The organism is Gluconacetobacter takamatsuzukensis (genome assembly GCF_014174275.1).
Classification (GTDB): Bacteria; Pseudomonadota; Alphaproteobacteria; order Acetobacterales; family Acetobacteraceae; genus Gluconacetobacter; species Gluconacetobacter takamatsuzukensis.
Genome location: NZ_JABEQK010000007.1, coordinates 36,523 through 53,866, shown reverse-complemented (window position 1 = coordinate 53,866; position 17,344 = coordinate 36,523). Strand labels below are relative to the sequence as shown.

14 protein-coding genes and 1 pseudogene are annotated in these 17,344 nt (G+C 63.9%); 8 read left to right on the top strand and 7 right to left on the bottom strand.

Going from position 1 to position 17,344, the window contains the following annotated elements:
* The first annotated feature begins 17 nt into the window (after nucleotides 1–17).
* The 6 genes from HLH27_RS10205 to HLH27_RS10180 all read left to right on the top strand — a co-directional run bounded on the left by HLH27_RS10205 (nucleotide 18) and on the right by HLH27_RS10180 (nucleotide 8,121).
* Complete coding sequence (locus HLH27_RS10205; protein WP_182949930.1) at nucleotides 18–1,094, top strand: HlyD family secretion protein; 1,077 nt, start codon at nucleotides 18–20, stop codon at nucleotides 1,092–1,094.
* Nucleotides 1,095–1,260: 166 nt separating this feature from the next.
* Nucleotides 1,261–2,796, top strand: coding sequence for an efflux transporter outer membrane subunit (locus HLH27_RS10200; RefSeq protein ID WP_182949929.1), 1,536 nt, complete (start codon nucleotides 1,261–1,263; stop codon nucleotides 2,794–2,796).
* A gap of 19 nt (nucleotides 2,797–2,815) precedes the next feature.
* Nucleotides 2,816–3,550 carry a pirin family protein gene (locus HLH27_RS10195; RefSeq protein WP_182950081.1) on the top strand — a complete coding sequence of 245 codons (735 nt, stop codon included), beginning with the start codon at nucleotides 2,816–2,818 and terminating at the stop codon, nucleotides 3,548–3,550.
* A gap of 87 nt (nucleotides 3,551–3,637) precedes the next feature.
* Nucleotides 3,638–4,684: a sulfite exporter TauE/SafE family protein gene (locus tag HLH27_RS10190; RefSeq protein ID WP_182949928.1), complete on the top strand. Its 1,047-nt coding sequence runs from the start codon at nucleotides 3,638–3,640 to the stop codon at nucleotides 4,682–4,684.
* 4 nt (nucleotides 4,685–4,688) lie between these two features.
* A complete protein-coding gene (locus tag HLH27_RS10185) occupies nucleotides 4,689–5,405 on the top strand; it encodes an MgtC/SapB family protein (RefSeq protein WP_182949927.1) in 717 nt (238 codons plus the stop codon).
* A 298-nt stretch (nucleotides 5,406–5,703) separates the two neighbouring features.
* Nucleotides 5,704–8,121, top strand: a complete 2,418-nt coding sequence (locus HLH27_RS10180; protein ID WP_182949926.1) for a TonB-dependent receptor — start codon at nucleotides 5,704–5,706, stop codon at nucleotides 8,119–8,121.
* A gap of 273 nt (nucleotides 8,122–8,394) precedes the next feature.
* Here the strand turns inward: HLH27_RS10180 and HLH27_RS10175 are convergent, their stop codons facing one another.
* Nucleotides 8,395–10,797 (bottom strand): ATP-binding protein, encoded by a 2,403-nt coding sequence (locus HLH27_RS10175; protein ID WP_182949925.1) that lies wholly within the window; start codon nucleotides 10,795–10,797, stop codon nucleotides 8,395–8,397.
* Between the two features lie 346 nt (nucleotides 10,798–11,143).
* Complete coding sequence (locus tag HLH27_RS10170) at nucleotides 11,144–11,860, bottom strand: response regulator transcription factor (protein WP_182949924.1); 717 nt, start codon at nucleotides 11,858–11,860, stop codon at nucleotides 11,144–11,146.
* Between the two features lie 739 nt (nucleotides 11,861–12,599).
* On the opposite strand from HLH27_RS10170, the gene HLH27_RS10165 reads away from it, so the two are divergent.
* Together HLH27_RS10165 and HLH27_RS10160 are read left to right on the top strand one after the other, a co-directional pair.
* A complete protein-coding gene (locus HLH27_RS10165) occupies nucleotides 12,600–12,827 on the top strand; it encodes a hypothetical protein (protein ID WP_182949923.1) in 228 nt (75 codons plus the stop codon).
* Nucleotides 12,828–13,196: 369 nt separating this feature from the next.
* Nucleotides 13,197–13,640, top strand: a complete 444-nt coding sequence (locus HLH27_RS10160) for a hypothetical protein (RefSeq protein WP_182949922.1) — start codon at nucleotides 13,197–13,199, stop codon at nucleotides 13,638–13,640.
* Nucleotides 13,641–13,839: 199 nt separating this feature from the next.
* On the opposite strand, the gene HLH27_RS10155 is transcribed toward HLH27_RS10160, so the two are convergent.
* The 5 genes and pseudogenes from HLH27_RS10155 to rpiA all read right to left on the bottom strand — a co-directional run bounded on the left by HLH27_RS10155 (nucleotide 13,840) and on the right by rpiA (nucleotide 17,324).
* Nucleotides 13,840–14,472, bottom strand: a complete 633-nt coding sequence (locus HLH27_RS10155) for a YitT family protein (protein WP_246375748.1) — start codon at nucleotides 14,470–14,472, stop codon at nucleotides 13,840–13,842.
* Nucleotides 14,473–14,561: 89 nt separating this feature from the next.
* Entirely contained in the window at nucleotides 14,562–14,750 is a 189-nt protein-coding gene (locus HLH27_RS10150; RefSeq protein WP_182949921.1) for a hypothetical protein, read from the bottom strand.
* A 278-nt stretch (nucleotides 14,751–15,028) separates the two neighbouring features.
* Nucleotides 15,029–15,277, bottom strand: a pseudogene (locus tag HLH27_RS17345) (aspartyl protease family protein); the annotation flags it as partial.
* A gap of 767 nt (nucleotides 15,278–16,044) precedes the next feature.
* The gene (locus HLH27_RS10140) at nucleotides 16,045–16,623 is read right to left on the bottom strand and encodes a gluconokinase (protein ID WP_182949919.1); all 579 of its coding nucleotides are present in this window, start codon (nucleotides 16,621–16,623) and stop codon (nucleotides 16,045–16,047) included.
* Nucleotides 16,620–17,324 (bottom strand): ribose-5-phosphate isomerase RpiA, encoded by a 705-nt coding sequence (rpiA, locus tag HLH27_RS10135; RefSeq protein WP_182949918.1) that lies wholly within the window; start codon nucleotides 17,322–17,324, stop codon nucleotides 16,620–16,622. Before rpiA ends, HLH27_RS10140 begins: the two co-directional genes overlap by 4 nt.
* Nucleotides 17,325–17,344 lie beyond the last annotated feature (20 nt).

The following is a 17,344-nucleotide window of genomic DNA, read 5'->3' as shown; positions in this document are numbered from 1 at the left end:
TCGCGGACCCCTATCGCATGATCTACAGAAAACCCCTGCTTTACGCCGGCAGTACCGCCATCGTGCTTGCGCTTGCCGCCTGGGGCGGCAGTCGGCTGGTGCTGGGCAACGGTGTCGACCAGTACACCAACGATGCTTACGTCACCGCCGATTTCACCGCCGTTGCCCCTAAGGTGTCCGGCCGCATCGACCGGGTGCTGGCCGAGGATAACGAGGCCGTGCATGCGGGCGACGAGCTGGCCCATATCGAGGACGACGATTACCACGCCGCGCTGGATGTCGCGCGCGGCCGGCTGATGGCCGCGCAGGGGGCGGTGCGCAACCTGGAGGCCGAGCTGGCGCGGCAGGATTCGGTGATCGCGGGGGCGCGGGCGGCGGTGCAGGCCGACCGGGCGACGCTGCAATTCGCGCGCCAGAACATGGCGCGCTATCGCGACCTGTCGTCGGGCGGGGCGGGCACGGTGGAGCAGAAGCAGGCCACCGAGGCGCGCGAGAAGGAAACCGAGGCCGCCATGGCGCGCGACGAGGCCGCGACCGACAGCGCCGTCCGCCAGGTGGACGTGCTGAAGGCCCAGCTTGCGCGCGCGCAGGGCGAATTGTTGCAGGCGCAGGGCGATGCGCGGCAGGCGGAGCTGAACCTGTCCTACTGCACGATCCCTGCCCCCGTCGCCGGCATTGTCGGCGAGCGCGGGGTGCGGGTGGGTGCCTATGTGCATCCCGGCACCGCCATCCTGGCCGTCGTGCCCACGCAAGCGGCGTATGTGCTGGCGAATTACCAGGAAACGCAATTGACGAAGGTGCAGACGGGGCAGAGTGCGACCGTGTGGGTCGATACCTTTCCCGGCCATCCGCTGAAGGCGCATGTGGATTCGCTGGCGCCTGCGACCGGCGTGGCCTTTGCGCCGATCCAGCCGGACAATGCGACGGGCAATTTCACCAAGGTCGTGCAGCGTGTGCCGGTCAAGCTGACCTTCGACCCCGGCCAGAAGCTGGCCGCCCGGGTGCGCGTCGGCATGTCGGTGGAAGTCAGCATCGATACCGCGTCGCAGCCCTCTGGCCCCCATGCCGACGATGCCCGCTATGTCTGGCGCTGAAAACCTGCCGGGACATGCGGGCGGGCGGCGATCCGACGCGCGTTTCCTGTGCTCCGGTGCTCACGGCCATTTAGGCCGCTCCGCTCCGGTGCTCGGAAACACACGACGGGCGCGGCCCGTTGGGCCGCTCTCGCTCGCCCGCCCGCATGTCCCGGCAGGTTTTGCCATGCGTTGCGTCGGATGGACTGCGCGCGGGGCGCTGGCGGGCCTTTGCCTGGCGGCGCTGGGTGCCTGCACGGTTGGGCCCGATTATCGCAAGCCGGCGGTCGGGAGTGCCGTCGCGTGGCACCAGAGCGTGGCGCCGGGGGCCAGCCATCCGGTCGTGGCCTCGACCGATCCGCGCTGGTGGCGGCAGTTCGACGACCCGGTGCTGACGGCGCTGGAGCAGGATGTCGCGGCGGCGAATCTCGACCTTCAGGCCGCGTCGCTGCGGTTGATGGAAAGTGCGGCCGAGCGGCGGATTGCCAGCGCGGCGCAGTTTCCGCATGTCGAGGCCAATGCGTCCTATGCCCGCGAACGGGCCAGCACCAACGGCATTCTGGGCCTGCTGGGCACCATGGAGCGCGAGCAGGCGGGCACGATTGCCAGCGGCACGCAGGGGTTCGGCCCCACCGCGCTGCCCGGCAGCATCGGCAACCCGTCGTTCAACCTGCCGCAATACGGCATGAATGCCTCGTGGGAAGTCGATCTGTGGGGGCATGTGCGCCGGCAGGTCGAGGCGGCCACGGCGGCGATGCAGGCCAGCGAGGATATGCGCCGCGACGTGCTGGTGTCGCTGATGGCCGAGACCGCGCAGGATTATATCGACCTGCGCGGCGTGCAGGCGCGGATGGCCATTCTGGACCACAATATCGCCATCGCGCGCGACAGCGTGCGGCTGACGACGATGCGTTTCGACCAGGGGGCCGCGACGCGGCTGGACGTGGCGGATTCGACGGGGCAGTTGCGCGGTTTCGAGGCCCAGCGTTCGCCGCTGGAGCGGCAGCAGGTACATTTGCTCAATGCGCTGAGCTTTCTGGTGGCGCGGGAGCCCGGGGCGCTGAATGCGCAGCTGGGCAGGCCGGCGCCCATTCCGCCCGTGCCGGCCGAGTTGCCGGTGGGGCTGCCGTCGCAACTGGCCGAGCGGCGGCCGGATATCCGCATGGCGGAGGAGCGGCTGCATGTCGCCACCGCCAGCGTGGGCGTGGCGGTGGCCGATTTCTTCCCGCGCATCACGCTGTCGGGGAGCCTGGATATCCAGGCGTTGCAGTTCAGCGGGCTGGGATCGTGGGCGTCGCGCCAGTACGGGTTCGGGCCGACCGCCACCCTGCCGCTGTTCGAGGGCGGGCGGCTGACCGGGCAGCTTCGCCTGCGCAAGGCGCAGCAGAAGGAGGCCGCGATCATGCTGCGGCGGACCGTGCTGAAGGCGTGGCAGGAGGTCGACGATGCGATGGCCGACCTGGCGACCGCGCAGTCCGAGCGCGACCGGCTGCGCGAGGCGGTGCGGGAGAACGAGATCGCGGTCGAGACCGCGCGGGCACAATACAAGGCCGGGTCTTCGGACTTCCTGACCGTGCTGACGGTGCAGAACCAGCTTCTGGCGTCGCAGGCGCGCTTTGTGGATGCGACGACGGAAATCTCGCGCGCCGTGACGCAGCTTTACCGCGCGCTTGGCGGCGGGTGGGAGGGGACCTATCCTGACGCCCCGCCATCGCATGGCTGAGGAGAAGGATCTGGAGCCGATGATCGCGATCCGGCGTGCCGGCAGCCTGGGCGAAGTGCGGCAGGGCGATGCGGTGCTGCACTGCCATTTCGCCTTCGGGCCGTACCAGGACCCGCTGCATGTCCATGACGGCCGCCTGCGCGTGGTCAACAGGGTGCAGCTGGCCGCCGATGCCGATTATGGGCTGGGGCCGGAACAGGATGTCGATATCGCAAGCTGGGTGATCGACGGCGCGCTTGTGGCGCACAGCGCGCTGTTTGCGGACGAGACCATCGGGACCGGGGGGCTGCATCTGGTCTCGGCCGCCGCCGGGTGCCGGTCGATGGGCTGGCGGGCGGGTTCGGCCGGGGCGTCTTTCCTGCAATTCTGGTTTCTGCCCGACGAGGAGGGGGGCACCCCGGCGCAGGAGGCGCGGCCGGCCTTTGCCGGGCTGGAGGATGGGGGTTTCCGCATTCTGGCCTCCGGCTTTCCCGAGGATGACCCGGAGGATGTCGGCACCATTGCCGATGGCGCGCCGGTGGTGCTGCGTGCCCGCGCCCGGCTGCTGCATGCGGCGATCCCGCAGGGTGAAGGCGCGTGTTACCGGACCACGCCGGGCCGCGCGCTCTATCTGGTGGTGGTGCGGGGCACCGTCACGCTGGACAGCGCGTGCCTGGGCCCCGGCGATGGGGCACGGATCGACGGCGAGACGCAATTCATCGTCGTGGCGAGCGAGGATTCCGTGATCCTGCTGGCGGATATCGCGGCCGGCTGACAGGGCTTCGGGCCGGCGGGCCCGTGTGTCGTGGAAGGCGACGGGAAAATCGCGTACGCTCGCGCCGCACCGTCACCGGGGGGACCCATGGCTATCGCCGCGCTGCTGTTCATCGTTGCTGTTGCCGCCTTTGCCCTGAGCGCCGTGTCGGGTGGCGGGGCGGGGCTGATGATCCTGCCGGTGCTGGGGCTGCTGCTGGCGCCGGCGCAGGTGCCGGCGGCGCTGTCGGTGGGGACGGCGCTGAGTGCGCTTTCGCGCATTCTCTCCTTTTTCCGGTCCATACGCTGGGATGTCGTGGTCCGCTTCGTGCCGCCGGCCCTGCCGGCCGCGTGGGGCGGGGTGTGGATGCTCAGCCGGTTGCAGCCGGTCTATCTGGACCTGCTGCTGGGCCTGTTCCTGATCGGCAACCTGCCGTTGCTGCTGCGCCGGGGTGGCGGGGCGGCGGGTGCCGCGCGGCCGGTCCGCCCCGCGCTGCTGCCCGCGCTGGGGGCGGCGGCGGGGTTCGTATCCGGCTTTACCGGGGCGGTGGGGCTGCTGTTCAACGGGTTCTATCACCGGATGGGGCTGCAAAAGGAGCAGATCGTCGCCACCCGCGCGGCCAATGACGTGCTGCTGCACCTGACCAAGCTGGGGCTCTATCTGTCCTACGGGATGCTTACCGGGCCCGCGCTGCGGGTGGGGCTGGTGGTGGCCGCCGCCGCCATTGCCGCCACGCTGCTGGTGCGTGCCGTGATCCATCGGCTGCATGACGCATTGTTCCGCCATGTGGGGCATGCCGCCGCCTGTGCCGCCGGGGTGGCCATGCTGGTCCAGGCCGGCCAGCAGATCACGCGGCAGGACCATATGGCCGCGCGCTATGCCGTCGCGGGCGACGACGTGGAGGCCGCGCTGGTCTGGCGCCAGCATGTCTTCTCGATCGAGGTCGAGAGCCCGGTGGATATCGAATTCCGCCATATCCACCCCGCTTTCGGGTCGGGACGGGTTCCACGGCAGGGCAATGGGTGGTACCGGACCTCGGTCCTGCATCTGTCGCCGGCGCAGGGCATCTTCGTGACCCGCCGCCTGTCGCGCGCGGCCGGCCTGAGCACGCAGGCGGGCGGGTCTTTCGACCGGGACCGTCTTCAGGAGGCCTGATGCGATGCATTTCATCCAGACATTCAACGGGCCGGCCTTTCTCGATACCATCGTCAGCTATCTCTCGGCCTTTCTGTTCGGCACGCTGATCGGGGCCGAGCGCCAGTACCGGCAGCGCACGGCGGGGCTGCGGACCAATGTGCTGGTCGCGGTGGGGGCGGCGGCCTTCGTGGACCTGGCGCAGCGGATCGCGGGCGATGTGGAGGCGGTGCGCGTGATTTCCTACGTCGTGTCGGGCATCGGCTTCCTGGGGGCCGGCGTGATCATGAAGGACGGCACCAACGTGCAGGGGCTGAACACCGCCGCCACCCTGTGGTGCTCGGCCGCGGTCGGGGCCTGCACCGGGTGCGACATGGTGGCCGAGGGCGGATTGCTGACGATCTTCGTCATTGCCGGCAATACGCTGCTGCGGCCGCTGGTCAATGCCATCGACCGTATTCCGCTCCAGGGGCGCGGGGTGGAGGCGAGCTATACCGTCAGCCTGCTGACCGACCGCGCGCATGTGGACGCGCTGCGCGACCTGCTGGTGGCGCATCTGGAACAGGCGCGCTTTCCCGTGGCCGACGTCGAGCTGACCGACCGGGGCGCGGACCAGGTGGAAATCGCCGCCACCCTGACCAGTACCGCCGTCGACCGGGCCGAACTGCAACGCGTCATCGCGCATCTGGGCGCCACGCAGGCGGTGGCGCATGCAAGCTGGCTGGTCACGCCCGAATCGTGACCGGGCCGGAGGCGCCGCGAATCGGCAGCATGCCGCGCGGCAGGCCGGGCGCGGGCGCCCGGAGGCCCCGCCCGGGGCCGGCGGGCGTGCTCAAAACGGCAACAGACTGATGTTTCTTTTATCCTTGAGGTGCCTGCCACGCCTCCGTAATTTCGATGACGAACCGATCCGGGAGGCGATCATTCGTCTTTCGTAGTAAGACGGGCTATCAGGCTCGCCCGTCTCGGCATCATGCGTGGCGCGAACCGCGCCCGGCACGAACCGGACGCGCGAAGGACGAAGTGAAAAGGATCGAGGAATGACGTATCTCTCCCGCACGCCCGGATTGCGGGGCCGGTTGCAGGCCATGACCTGCCTGGCCGGCGTGTTCTGTATCGCCACGGCGCCGCACCAGGGAGCGCGGGCGGCGACCGGCCAGCAGCAGCGTCATGCCTCGACCACGCCCACCGCGACCAGCCCGGCCCCGGCCGCCGCCCCGACGCAGGCCCCCGCCCGCGCGGTGCCGGCCGCGCGCACGCCGGTCCGCGCCGCCCCGCGCGCCGCGGCGGAAGATATCTCGGTCACTTCGTCCCGGCAGGCGCTGAACGGCGGCGGCGGCATGATGCGGCTGGAGACGGCGCCGCACACCGTGCAGACCGTCGCCAAGGAATATATCGACATGCGCGCGCCGACGAGCACGGCGCTGGACCTGATCAAGAACCTGCCCAGCCTCAGCGTCTCGACCCCCGACACCGCCGGCATGCAGGGCGGCATGATCCAGGTGCGCGGCCTGACCGACCTGGACATGGGGCTGATGGTCGACGGCGCCCCGGCGGCGGCGGCCAAATACATGGCCGAGGACATCGATTCCGAAAACCTGGAAGAGGTCAACGTGACCCCCGGCAGTTCGGGGACCGACCTGCCCGTCATGTCCGCCGCCGGCGGCGTGATGGACGAGCGCAGCCACACGGCGGCGCACAAGTTCGGCGGGCTGATGGATTTCTCCTATGGCACCAACAACCTGTCGCGCGAATTCCTGCGCCTGGAATCGGGCGAGATCGGCAATACCGGCGTGCGCAGCTACATCTCGTTCTCCAACACCCATAACCGGTCGTGGATGGGGGCGGGCATCAACGAGCGACGGCATCTGGATTTCGGCATCCAGAAGGACTGGCAGAACGGGTCGACCGCCAAGGTCTTCGTGTCGTGGAACAACGAGAACTTCACCATCGACAATTACCCGACCGCGCAGGAATTCTACACCTACAAGCATACCGGCCAGGGCTGGGGCCGCACCGCCGACCGCAGCAACGACAATTACTGGAACAACAGCAAGGACCACTGGAACCAGGTCTTCCTGACCGCGCCGGTGCATATCGTGCTGCCCGCGCGCTTCAGCCTGGACCTGCAACCCTATTTCACCTTCGGCCAGGGCTGGGACGCGTCGCCGAACAACCCGATTTCGAACGACGACGGCACGCCCTATAGCGGGCCCAACCAGACCGGCTTCTTCCTGCAGAACGACACGCGCGGGGTGGGCACGGTGGCCAAGCTGGGCTACCAGATCGACCCGCATAATGCGTTCTCGGTCGGGTACTGGTACGAGAATACCTATACCAACCAGTCCTATCCCACCGGCAACACCCAGGCCAACGGCAACCCGCCCAGCCCGTGGTACCTGTACAAGACCGGCGATTTCACCTTCGGCCAGAATGCCGGGTACGAAATCCATTCGCTGTTCGTGCAGGATACCGCGAAATACCTGCATGACCGGCTAGTGATCCATGCGGGCTTCAAGTTCGCCATGATCAACAGCTGGACGTCCAGCTTTGCGAACATCGACGGTACCAAGGTCAAAGGGTCGGTCTGCGACAACAGCGACAATTTCCAGCATTGCAGCAACAACCGCACCGAGCCGCTGCCGCAGCTTTCGATCGGCTACACGTTCAACGAGCATCACCAGATCTATGTCAACGCCGAGGGCGATTATCGCCAGCCCAGCGCGGTGGACATGGGCTGGCTGCCCTCGGGCCCCAATTTCCTGAAAAACCAGTATTCCATCAAGGAAGAGCTGGGATATCGCTATCACGACAAATACGTGATGGTCGACCTGGCGCTGTTCAACTACAATGTCACCAACCGCATCGTGAACCAGTATGTGGGCATGAACAGCTTCGCGCCCATATCGATCGGCAACCAGACGATGCGTGGCTTCGACGTCATGGTGTCGGGCCGTTCGATCCACGGGTTCAGCCCCTATGCGTCGTTCGAGTATCTGAACGCGCGGCAGGACAGCAACGTGATGGATCCGTACACCAACACGCTGATCCACTCGAAAGGCACGCAGGCGGTGATGGCGCCGCACGTGATGGCGAATTTCGGCCTGACCTATACCTACAAAGGCTTCTTCGCCAACGGCAGCGTGCATTATACCGGCCCGCAATCGGTCAGCATCGCCGGCGACCAGCGCATGCCCGGCTATGTGACCGACACGCTGTCGCTCGGCTATCACTTCCCCGCCTTCATGTTCGCCAAGTCGCCGACCTTCCGGCTGAACTTCACGAACCTGACCGGTTCGATCGTCCGCACCGGGCCCATGGGCGTGGTCTATCGCGGCAGCGACCTGAACAGCCACAACGTGTATAGCGGCAACCTGGCGCCCACGCTGGGCTACGGCAACTCCTTCATGGTCGAGCCGCGCTTCAGCATGACGGGGACTGTTTCGACCGCTTTCTGAGCGGATCTGTCCGGCTTCTCCTTCGGGAGAGGCCGGGTGTGTGGTTGGGAGGGGTTCGCAGGGCTCTGTCCTGCACCCGGAAGGGCGGGCGCCCTCCCTTCACCCCCATTCGTTACCAGATCGACCGGGGACACTTCCGCCCTTGTTCCAGTGTTGTCTGCGGTCATATTGTGAAGCGCAGGCAGGACGATGGAATCACGACAGATTCACCTGAATCAATCTATTCATGGATAGGCTTGGAAGCGGGGCACGCCCGGGGGACGGCCAGTAGATTTATCGCCTCATATCCTTTCTATACTTGTTCAGATGACGCCTACTATTCTCGCCGGTGGATCGAATTCCAACAATCTTGTTAGCGCGAGTGCCCGGATCATCGTTATTGAACGAGCTTTCAAGCTGGGTGCACAAGTTGAAAAGCCTTGAAAGACCGAGAGATGAGGCGGCGCCAGCGAGGCGGTGAATCGCTTCAATACAGGCGGTGTCGTCCCTGGTCGTTTCAATGCTGTGTAGACGTTGTTCCAGAGACTGGTTGAAGATGTCGATCGCCTTGCACATGGCGTCTGCGCCAGCATAGTCCAGTTGGGCGGATAAGAAGGCTGTGTCGAGAAGCGGATGCCGGATCTGGGCCATGTCGTCCTCCCCGTCCTCGTCCTCGCTGGTGTGGGAGCGGCCCAGGGTCTCTAAAACGGCTGATCGCAGGCTCGATGGCCCGAAAGGCTTGGCCAGGAAACTGTCGATCCCCGATGCCATCATTTTTTGCGCGTCAGGCGTCACGTTGGCGGAGACCGCAATAATTGGCGTCATGCCGACCCTTCCGCCAAGGGATCTGATCCTTGCCGCCGTTTCATATCCGTCAAGTCCAGGCATACGAAGATCCAATAACAAGATATCAAACGAGCTTTGCCCGATCAGGCGGATCGCGTCTGCGCCATTGTCTATGGTAGTGATATCGGCCCCGGATGCTCTCAGGCCCCATTCGACGACGAGCCTGTTTTCCTCCACGTCGTCGGCGATCAACACACGTATACCAGCAAGGGAAAGCGCGCCCTGAGATGGGCGGGCGGCGTGTGCCGCGAGAGGGTGTCCATTGAGGATCGAAAAGAGGCTGGACCGCCCTATGGGATAGAATTCCAACTGGCCATTCCCAAGTAACAAGCGAGCAAGAGTGCCGGCTGACTGACCTATGGGAGTCAGGACGATAACGCGGGAACATAGTGAACAGGCAAGACGATACCACATTTCGATCGATGTCTTGCAAGCGGATAATGGAAGGACAACCAACGCTGTGGAATGCTGCGAAGGGGCCGATATGGCAGTCGGTTCATCCACGACCCGTGTCGCAACGCCTGACCCGACGCAGACAGCTTCCAGGGCGGAGCGCGTATTGCTGCCCGGTCCCACTATGATGACTTCGTTCATCGGAGGGGCGGGTGGCGGCACGCCAAAGGCGCTTGTCGGCAGAGTTACACGGAATATGCTTCCATGGTTTGGACGGCTCTCTACAGCAATCGCACCGCCCATGGCTTGGACCAGACCCTGCGCAATGTTCAGCCCGAGACCGGTCCCGCTCGTCGAGTCATCAGAGCCTGGGCTGATCTTGGAAAATCGATCAAAAATTCGATTCTGGTCGGCCGATGCGATGCCAATTCCGGTGTCGCGGATGGACAGGACGAGCTCGTGAGAGCCGTTTGTTCGCGCGAGACCGACATCGACGCCAATCCATCCAACGCGCGTATACTTGATGGCATTGCCTATCAGATTGTACAAGATCTGCCGAAGACGAGTGGGATCAACAGAGATATTTTTTGGCAATCCCGGCGCAATCACAAGAACCAGTTCGATGCCTTTGCGGTGCCCCAAGGGGGCGAGGCTTCGGATGACCTCTTCGACAATAGCCTCGACATCGACTTCGACTGGAACAATCTTGAGGGACTTTTCCTCGATTCTGGCAAAATCAAGTGTATCGCTTACGATGGCGGCCAGAGCTTGTGCCGAATCGACGATATTGGACAAATAATTGGCGTTGAGACCGCCTCTGGTTTCCTCTGCCAGTAGTTCTGCCATATTGATGATGGCATTCAGCGGAGTACGGATTTCGTGGCTCATCGTCGCAAGAAAACGGCTCTTGGCGTCATTGGTGGCTTCGGCGTGTTTCACGGCATCGAGGAGCTGCCTGTTCTTTGCCTCCAATTGAGCCGTGCGCTGGGTAACCCGAGCTTCCAGTTGCCGGTTGAGCGCTTCCAGTTCGGCGTGTGATTTCTTGATTTCGGTAATATCGTGAGAAGCGAAAACTGCCAGTGTCCGGCCCGAATATGAGACGCGTTTAGCGCTGACGATGATATCGCGCAGTTTTCCGGTTCTGGTTCGCATTCTCCCTTCCAGATTCTCGACGCGGCCATATTTCGTCAACTGGCGCACAACCTCGGAACGGAACGAGTCATGTTCCCAGATATTCATGTCTCGCGCGGTTTTTCCGATGACATCACCGCGCTGATATTCCATGGCTGTGAGCCACGCTGGATTGACGTCCAGATGCTCGCCCGTTTCCAGAACGGAAATGGCCGTGAGACCGGGATTGAGTTGAAAAGCCTGCGCATGGATCAGATCCAGAGTCAGGGTGTCATCGCCCAGGAAGATGATGGCGCCGTTCCCTATCCCATCCCTGGTCGGTGTCATCGGCTCCAGCCGATAGTGAACGGTCTTCCGGCCTCCTGTCAGGCGAAGCATTCCCTCCACGGTGGAAGTGCAGGAAAACCATGGCGACAACCCGGAATCGGAGACAGGTTCAAGCCAAGCCTCAATCGAAGCTCCAGCGACGGAGCCGTTTCGAGGGGCGTGTATAATGCGCGTAAAACGTGAGCTGCAATAGGCAACGACACCCTCTGGTGTAAGGATGCCGAATGCGATGGCGTCTACGGCATGGTCAAACAGCGAAGTCTCTCCTGTATGAACCGGCCCATGTTATCAGAAATGGAAGCGCATGGAATGCTTCTTCGAATCTTCGTCGCGTATCTGAAGCGATCTATAATCGCCTTGCAGTCAAACGGTAGCCAAAGCCATGCACGGTCTCGATCAGCGGCGTAGAGATATCGAGAGTATTATGTAATTTGAGGCGCATACGATAGATGGCCTTGTCAACCGCACGTGTTGTGATCTCTTCATCATCATTCAGTAGAATGAGCAAGCGATCACGATGAAGCGGTTTGGTGCCGTTTCTTATCATGGCCTCCAGAATACGGTATTCGTTTTCGGTAATGTAAATATATTTGCCATTGGCAGCAGATATTTTTCGCGCACTCAGGTCTACCGACCAGCCTTCAAAATGATAAATAGGCGCGGGCTTGTTCTCGACAGCATCCTTGCGCATGCGTGTCGAGAGGTTGCGGATGCTGGCGATAAGCTCCCGTGGATGGAGCGGCTTCTGTAGATATTGGTCGGCCCCGCTTTCAAGGCCCTTCAACCGGTCCGTTGCCTCACGGCTGGAGGTGATCACGATAATGCCCGCGGAACTGGTGGTCCGCAGCTCCGACACCAGTTCAAGGGCATTCCCGTCCGGAAGGCAAAGATCAAGCAGGATGACGTCGAAGCGGGCCTGGACGATCTGTTGCCGCAGCCCGGACAAGGTTCCGACAACCGTGACGGCGAACCCGGCACCGATCAGTACCGCGCTGTAGATATCGCGAGTTATTTCATCGTCTTCGACTAATAGAAGATGGACTGAGGAACGATTGGGCATCATGCTCTATAATATCTCTCTTTTATGTGCCGCATGCAATGTTGGGTTATGCACAGTGAGGAAATCCCCACCCAGGGATCCACACCATACCGGCTTGAGTTATTTCCGATGCGTCCATCGCCGCTCGGGAATCAACAAAATCTCCTGAAAACCGAACCCCTTAAGGCCATTTCCGGCGCCCAGATCTCCACGGCGTGGAGAAATATCCCATCATTGGGACATTTCTGGCGCAATTCCGAGATGGGGGGACGTTATAGATGGCTTCTGCCCGAGGTCTGAATGAGGGAAGTCTGGAGAGGAGAGGGTATTCTTGAAATATCATGAAAATGATTAATGTTCCCGGGAATGCTTATTGATATCGAGCCCCGGGTTTGCCGTTCTGTCGCGGGCAGGATCGATCGATCAATGACCGATGCTTCGTCTGGACCGGAAAGGCGGAAATGCAGGTGAGCTGGAATTTTGGGTCTGGGCTACCGATCCTGCCGCATTTCCTGGATGACGATTATCCGGCAATCCTGAGCCGCAGGCTTTCATGTTATTATCAGGGCTGAAGATATTCATATGTCAGACCTGACCGGAATATACGTCTTCGTCCCGCATTCCGTTGGCCTGGCCTGCAATAGATTTTAGCCGCGGCCGTTCGATTGAACGTTACTGGAGGTGATCATCTTGCTGCGTTGGTTTCTGTATTTTTCTCCGCTCGGGTGAATCTTTTCTCTATTCTCCCCGTCAGAGGTGCGTGATGACCGATAGCGCATTTTCTTTTTTCTTGAGAGAAAATCTGAAGCGATTGTACGACGATTCTCTTTTTTCTCCCATTCCGGATACCCTGGTCCGGCTTCTGGAACCATCCGATAAGGAAGGGAGCGATCTCCTGACCGCTGAACAGGAGCGTGGCGCGGTCTGTCAGGAAGGCACGCGGATCAATACAAATACTCTGGATTCCGGAGATGAAAATTCTCCACCATAATCCGGACTGTATCGAGAGACATGGGGGCTCGGAGGACAGGCGCACTTGAGCGCACCGCTCTGATGGAAATGAGAGACGAGGCAAATGATGCGGCCGTTTGTCATAGGCGGCTTTCCGTGCGCCGGCGTTGTTATGCCCGGGCTGATAGGCCGCGTAATGGCCGTTTCTCCGGGGAACGACAGGTCGGCCCTTGCCGCAATATTTCCGTCATGGTGGTCCGCCTTACGTAGCCGACTGCGGCGAACGGGACGGGCATCATACTTGCCCGTAATGTTCTGCCGTTCGTCTTGATCATCGGTCACCCAAGCCCGTCACTTTCCCCGGGTGAACGGGGAAGACGGTCTGAAGGATTATGGAAAGATCTACCGCATGCGCATCTTGTTCATGGGTTCGGCGACTCTTCTTTTCGCGGCCAGCGCGGTCATGGCTGCGCCGAACAAGCCTTTTCCCTCGGCAACGGAGAGCATTACCACCGCGTTCGGCGTCAAAGTGTTCCAGGATCGGCATGTCGACCATGGGATGATTTCTGTCCATGCCAGCTTTGCGGGTCGAACGGAGTCGACAGTCCAGCGTGTGTTCGTCGATAACGGACCAACCACATTTAAGTTTGAAAATCAGGAGGCCGAATATGATGTCGCGCTTTGGGCTGAATCATCTCTCGCCAGCATCCACCTGTTCGCATGTGCGAAAAGCAAAGGTGCAAGCACCTGCTCGGATATTCCGCTAAAGGCACGCGATGCGACTCGCGCCGTTCTGAGCAATCCTGTCAACGGTCACTTGCTATGGCTCGATATTGACGAGCCATCCAAATAGACCCTCCCGACCATGCTCGTGCCTGTGCCCAGGCAGGTGCCTGTTCTGGGCTGAACCCCGACTGAGGAACACGCATGCGTTCCCGATCTTTTGCCGATCTGCGGCATCGATTGACGTCGGGGTGCAACCACGAACTTTCCCGCGTCGGATCGCTTCTGGATCGCGACCAGGATGTGGTTGCGGGCGGGGTCGGTGGCTTTCAGTAGCCGGTGTAGCGGCCGGGGCGGTGGAAGGTGGCGACAACGCCGCTGATGGCGATGGCGCTGATGGCCGAGAGGCCGACATGGGCGAGGTCGATCTTGAGGGTCGACAGGGCCAGGATGAAGCAGTCGATCCCGAGCTGGACCTTGCCCACGTTCCAGCCCCGGTTCTTGTAGAGCCACAGCGTGACCACGCCGGTGCCGCCGACGCCGGCCTGGTGGCGGGCCAGGGAGAGGATGCCCATGCCGATGACGGTGCCGCCGAAGAAGGCGGCCCAGAGGGGGGCGATGAAGCCCAGGGCCATGATGTGGGGGAACAGCAGCGCGAACAGGGTGATGCTGCTGCTGACCAGGAAGGTCTTGACCGTGAAGGCCCAGCCCATCGTACGGCTGGCGAACACGAGGAAGGGGATGTTGATCAGCGTGAACAGCGTGCCCGCCGACAGCGGCAGGATATAGGACAGCAGCAGCGCCACCCCCGCCACGCCACCCGTGACCAGCCCCGCCCGGTGCAGGCAGGCCAGGCCCAGCACGATCAGCGAGCAGCCGATCACCAGCGCATAGGCGTCCTCGAACAAAGAGTGACGAAGGGCTGAGGATTCGCGGGAAGACGGGCTGGGCATGGCGGCCATGGATCACGGATCGGGGGATGGAACTTTCTCCTAGAAAGCCCGCTCCGGCCTGTAAAGGGCGGCCATGCCATAGTCCTTGCCCGGGGTCGCTACTGCGTCGCGCGGTCGACCTCGCGGCCCAGTTTCTCGGCCGGGCCCTTTGGCGGGTCCACCGTGTCCTGCACCTTGTTGCCCAGATTGTCGATCTTCTGGCCCAGGGTCTCGGGCTTCTTCTTGCACCCCGTCAGGGCGACGCAGCACAGGGCGGTGGCCAGGGCCGCGTGGACGAACAGACGCATTGGTAATCCTCTTGTTTTTCGTGAGGATAGAACGTCTTCGGTGCCCGAAGTTTCCGTGGTGGTCAGTGTGCCGGTGCGGATGGGGGCGTCGGCGTGGGTGTGGCGGTGGGGGACGGTACGGCCGGGGCGGCGTCGTCCTGGACTTCGGCGTCGGCCAGGCGCGACTGGGCGAGGCTGGCGGTGCGGGTGGCCTGGCCTGCGGCGTCCGGCCGGGCGTCGGAGAAATAGAGCATGCGGGTGGGGAACGCGAACAGCACCCGGCGGCCGCGGAAGAAATCCATGCCCAGCACGTTGAACTGCGCATCGGTCACGTCCGCGGCCAGCGTGTCGGTGTGCCAGGTGCCGATCGCGGCTTGGGTGAAGCGGTGCCTGTGGCCGATGATGGCATTTCCGGCCTCGGTGCGCGAGCGGGGGTCGGCGTCCAGCACCGTGCTGCCGACCCCGATATCGGCCGCGTCGGCCGTGCGCACGATCGAGGCGTTGGACCCCGGTTCGACCTGCATGCCGACCGGCGCGCCATCGAGCATGACCTGCACCGTGACATCCATGCCCAGCGGGTTGGGCATCAGCAGCGCCGAATAGGCGTGCGCGCCCACCAGCGCCGGCAGGGACGGGCATGGCGCGGCCCCCGTTTCCTTGAACAGGGTGACGACATGGCCGGGGAAATCCATCAGCACGTCGTAATTGCCCAGGATATCGTAGCCCACCACGCCCAGGATCGGGCGGCCCGCCACCTTTCTCTCGCCTATATAGCCCATGATGACGGCCGGGACGTGGTGGGCCGTGCCGCGATCGAGCTCCAGCCGGTCGATGATGGTCTCGGTCGTTTCCCCCGCGCCGGTGACGGTCTGCATGCGGATCTTCTGGCCACGGTCGTAGCGCATGTCGGGCCGTTCGAAAACGCCCAGCATTTCCTGCGACAGGCTGAGGAAGGCCATGCCCCTGGCCGCGTCGAGCGTGATCGGCACGCCGGGGCTGCCCTCGCCCGTCAGCAGCGGCAGGGACAGCACATGGGCGATGCAGCGGCCGTTCCGCGGGGCCGGCGGCGCGTCGTCCGCGACCGGCGGTGCGGCGGCGGGCGATGTCGCGGGTTGGGTCGCGGGCTGCGCGGTGGGCTGGGCGCGCGCCGGCGCCGTCGGCAGCATCGGCAGCAGCGGCAGCATTGCCAGCGGCAGGACCGGCCGCAGGGCGCGGCCGGATTGCGCCGCGCGCCGCAATGCCGACATCACAGGGCCCACATCATCGTCCCGACATGATCCCCTGCCCCGTTTCCCCGCCCTGGTGCCTCAGGGTCTCACGCCCTGCCCTGGCGGTCGATATGGTAGCGGATTTCGGTGAGCACGCGGGCGATGACCTCGGCCGGGGGGCCCTCGCATTCCACCACCAGCGCGTGCTCGTCGGGGGTCGGCACTTCCAGGGTCGCAAGCTGGCTGGGCAGCAGGGTGGGCGGCATGTAATGCCCCTGGCGGCGGGACAGCCGGGCCTCCAGGATCGGCCGCGAGACCTCCAGATAGATGAACGTTACCCGGTGCGAGCCCTGACGCAGGATGTCGCGATAGGAACGCTTGAGCGCCGAGCAGGTGAGGATGCCGCCGCCGCCATCGGCCAGGCGCTCCGCGATCCAGGCGTGGCAGCGCTCCAGCCACGGCAGGCGGTCCTCGTCGGTCAGGGGGATGCCGGCGGACATCTTGTCGACATTGGCCTGCGGGTGGAGGTAATCGCCCTCCTGATACGGCCAGCCCAGCAGGTTGTGCAGGCCCTCGGCCACCGAGGTCTTGCCGCTGCCCGACACGCCCATCAGCACGATGACATGCGGGGGGATGCCCTGCGCCACCGGCAGCGGCGCGTGCCGCCCGGCCTCCTGCGCGCTCATGCCGCCACCAGGCGGGTCAGGCCCTGGCGGCCGGCCACGATGACCTCGGACGTGCGGCCGACGAACAGGCCGCTGTCGATCACGCCGACGATGTCGCCGATTTCGGCCTCCAGCGCCCTGGGGTTTGCGATGGGGCCGAAGGTGCAGTCGAGGATAAGATTGCCGCCGTCGGTGACGAACAGTTCGCCGTCGCGCTTGATGCGCAGCGCCACCCGCGCGCCGAGGTCGCCCAGCTGGCGGGCCGTGCTTTCCCACCCGAAGGGCGTGACCTCGACCGGGACCGGGGAGCGGCTGCCCAGATGGTCGACCAGCTTGCCCTCGTCGACGATGATGACGAAGCGCCGGGCCGCCGCCGCCACGATCTTCTCGCGCAGCAGGGCGCCGCCCAGGCCCTTGATCAGGTCCAGCGAGCCGCGCTCGACCTCGTCCGCGCCGTCGATGGCCAGGTCGAGCTGCGCATGGGTGCCGAAATCGACCAGTTCGATGCCCAGCGCGCGGGCCTGTTCCGCCGAACGCTCGGAAGTCGGGATGCCGACGAAGCGCAGCCCCTCTGCCCAGCGGCGGCCCAGCGCGTCGATCATCAGCGCCGCCGTGCTGCCCGTGCCCAGGCCCACCGCCATGCCGTCCTGCACCATTGCCGCGGCTTCCTCGGCCGCACGGCGTTTCAGCTCGACCATCGGGTCGGAATTCTGGCCGCTCATCCTGTTCCCTTTCCGGGACC

Bases quoted from the DNA above. Each gene is read 5' to 3' on its own strand.
- HLH27_RS10200 (WP_182949929.1), top strand. From the start codon at position 1,261: ATGCGTTGCGTCGGATGGACTGCGCGCGGGGCGCTGGCGGGCCTTTGC.
- HLH27_RS10170 (WP_182949924.1), bottom strand. From the start codon at position 11,860: ATGATGCCCAATCGTTCCTCAGTCCATCTTCTATTAGTCGAAGACGAT.
- HLH27_RS10185 (WP_182949927.1), top strand. From the start codon at position 4,689: ATGCATTTCATCCAGACATTCAACGGGCCGGCCTTTCTCGATACCATC.
- HLH27_RS10180 (WP_182949926.1), top strand. From the start codon at position 5,704: ATGACGTATCTCTCCCGCACGCCCGGATTGCGGGGCCGGTTGCAGGCC.
- HLH27_RS10155 (WP_246375748.1), bottom strand. From the start codon at position 14,472: ATGGCCGCCATGCCCAGCCCGTCTTCCCGCGAATCCTCAGCCCTTCGT.
- HLH27_RS10140 (WP_182949919.1), bottom strand. From the start codon at position 16,623: ATGAGCGCGCAGGAGGCCGGGCGGCACGCGCCGCTGCCGGTGGCGCAG.
- HLH27_RS10165 (WP_182949923.1), top strand. From the start codon at position 12,600: ATGACCGATAGCGCATTTTCTTTTTTCTTGAGAGAAAATCTGAAGCGA.
- HLH27_RS10150 (WP_182949921.1), bottom strand. From the start codon at position 14,750: ATGCGTCTGTTCGTCCACGCGGCCCTGGCCACCGCCCTGTGCTGCGTC.
- HLH27_RS10160 (WP_182949922.1), top strand. From the start codon at position 13,197: ATGCGCATCTTGTTCATGGGTTCGGCGACTCTTCTTTTCGCGGCCAGC.
- rpiA (WP_182949918.1), bottom strand. From the start codon at position 17,324: ATGAGCGGCCAGAATTCCGACCCGATGGTCGAGCTGAAACGCCGTGCG.
- HLH27_RS10175 (WP_182949925.1), bottom strand. From the start codon at position 10,797: ATGACACCGACCAGGGATGGGATAGGGAACGGCGCCATCATCTTCCTG.
- HLH27_RS10205 (WP_182949930.1), top strand. From the start codon at position 18: ATGATCTACAGAAAACCCCTGCTTTACGCCGGCAGTACCGCCATCGTG.
- HLH27_RS10195 (WP_182950081.1), top strand. From the start codon at position 2,816: ATGATCGCGATCCGGCGTGCCGGCAGCCTGGGCGAAGTGCGGCAGGGC.
- HLH27_RS10190 (WP_182949928.1), top strand. From the start codon at position 3,638: ATGGCTATCGCCGCGCTGCTGTTCATCGTTGCTGTTGCCGCCTTTGCC.